Annotated in this window: 1 protein-coding gene and 1 pseudogene; both read right to left on the reverse strand. The window is 49.4% G+C overall.

The window, feature by feature from the left end; translation table 11 throughout:
• Nucleotides 1-274, reverse strand: a pseudogene (locus lacNas_RS07560) (hypothetical protein); the annotation flags it as partial.
• A gap of 442 nt (nucleotides 275-716) precedes the next feature.
• A complete protein-coding gene (locus tag lacNas_RS07565) occupies nucleotides 717-1,598 on the reverse strand; it encodes an aldo/keto reductase (protein ID WP_201331268.1) in 882 nt (293 codons plus the stop codon).
• Between the last annotated feature and the right edge of the window lie 291 nt (nucleotides 1,599-1,889).

Consider the following 1,889-nt stretch of genomic DNA (forward strand, 5'->3'; position numbering starts at 1 on the left):
GGCTCCAATAAGCCCAGAATTCCCCCAAGGAGGGATAAGGGTAAAAGCCGCCGGCATACATGTCGGCGAAATGGTATTTTTCCGCGAAATCCTTGAAGTACTTGGCAAATCTTTCGCCAGAGTAAGTGTAGCCTGCCGCCGTTGACAAGCCGCTGCCTGCCCCGATCAAGACCGCGTCGGCCTCTGCCAGCTTCTGCTTGAAAAGGGCTGTTTTTTCCGTAAATTCCATTTTCGGCTGGGATTTGTTGCCAGTCAAAAGGTCAAAAAAGTTCATTTTTACCTATGCTTTCTTTGTTAAAACTTGCCGGAATTGGCAAGCCCTGCCTGTTCCGGCACGATCTCCTTGCTGGACCAGTGCTCGGCAATCTGCCCTTTTCATGTGATCCATTCAGCTCTAAATCACTTGTTCATTTCTATTTAACATGTAATATATACTGTTACAGGTAGCTTGTCAACATTTTTGGCCAAACTTTTAAGCACAGCTAAATAAGTATTAAAAGTGCAAGCTGTTTGAAACTATATGAGTTACATCTTTTTGCCTCGCAAAAAAAATCCCCCTTGGCCCGGACAGGGTGGACCAAGAAGGATCTAGATAATGTGTAATGTCTTTATGTTAGGTATTGTTAAGAAAAAGAATGAGGATATAATCGATTTTGAAAATGAGGATAAAAATGTTGAGATCTGATATGACTCTATAGGAATTAACTGTTGAAACTTTAGTTGTTTTCGTCAGCCTTGACCGCGGCCAGGCTGCTGCCGAAGATCTGTTCAATGGTCTTCGGGTCACGGTGGTCGAAGAACTGGCTTTCATTGCGGTCCAGACTGGCAATGGTCTTCATTTCTTCGTTGGTCAGCTCAAAGTCGAAGACGTCGATGTTTTCAGCCATCCGCTTCTGGTGAACTGACTTAGGAATCACCGTGATGTTTCTTTGCAAGAGCCAGCGCAGGATGACTTGGCCGGCTGACTTGCCGTACTTGGCGCCGATTTCAGTCAGAACCGGGTTGCTGAAGATGCCGTGCTGGCCTTCAGCAAACGGGGCCCAGGCTTCAACTCTGACGTCTTCAGCCTGGTTGAGGGCAACTTCCTTTTCCTGCTGGTACCAAGGGTTGACCTCGATCTGGTTCAAGGCTGGCTTGACCGGCATGGTCAATTCCAGGTTCTTGAGCTGGTCGGCGTAAAAGTTGGAAACGCCGATCGCCCGGATCTTGCCGGCCTTTTGCGCTTCCTGCAAAGCCCGCCAGGCGCCCATGGTGTCGCCGTATGGCTGGTGGAGCAGGTAAAGGTCCATGTAGTCCAGGCCCAGCTTCTCCAAAGAAGCGTCGATCCCGGCCTTGGCCCGGCGGTAGCTGAAGTCAGAAACCCAGAGCTTGGAAGTCACGAAGACGTCCTCGCGCTTGACGGAGCTGGCCTTGATCGCCTTGCCGACTGCCTCTTCGTTTTGGTAGGCAGCGGCCGTATCGATCAAGCGGTAGCCCGTTGCCAGGGCTTCTTCAACGGCTTTTTGGGCTTCAGAGAGATCCGGCACTTGGAAAACGCCGAAACCCAAAGTTGGCATTTCAACGCCATTGTTCAATTTTACTGTTGGCACATTTGTCATAATGCTTTTGCCACCTTCTCTTCGTTAAATTATCAGTTAGCTGATGATTAATATGATACTCACTTAAAAATGTTTTGAATATTGCTTCTTCTGCAAGTCACTATGCATGGCCCGTATACTTACTTTTCCACGTAATTCAAGCCCAAAGCCTTGGCCTGGCTGGCGAAGCTGGCAAAAAAGCTGCCGACGCTGCCGGCATCAGTCTCAAAAGCAGCGACTTCACCCTGGTAGCCCCGCTCAGCCAGCTCTTTCAAGAAGCTGTAGGCAGGAACCGCTGGCTCCCCGCTCCAG

Source organism: Lactobacillus nasalidis, assembly GCF_016587775.1.
Lineage (GTDB): Bacteria > Bacillota > Bacilli > Lactobacillales > Lactobacillaceae > Lactobacillus > Lactobacillus nasalidis.

Excerpts from the sequence above, each read along its gene's own strand:
- lacNas_RS07565 (WP_201331268.1), bottom strand. The coding sequence starts at position 1,598 with ATGACAAATGTGCCAACAGTAAAATTGAACAATGGCGTTGAAATGCCA.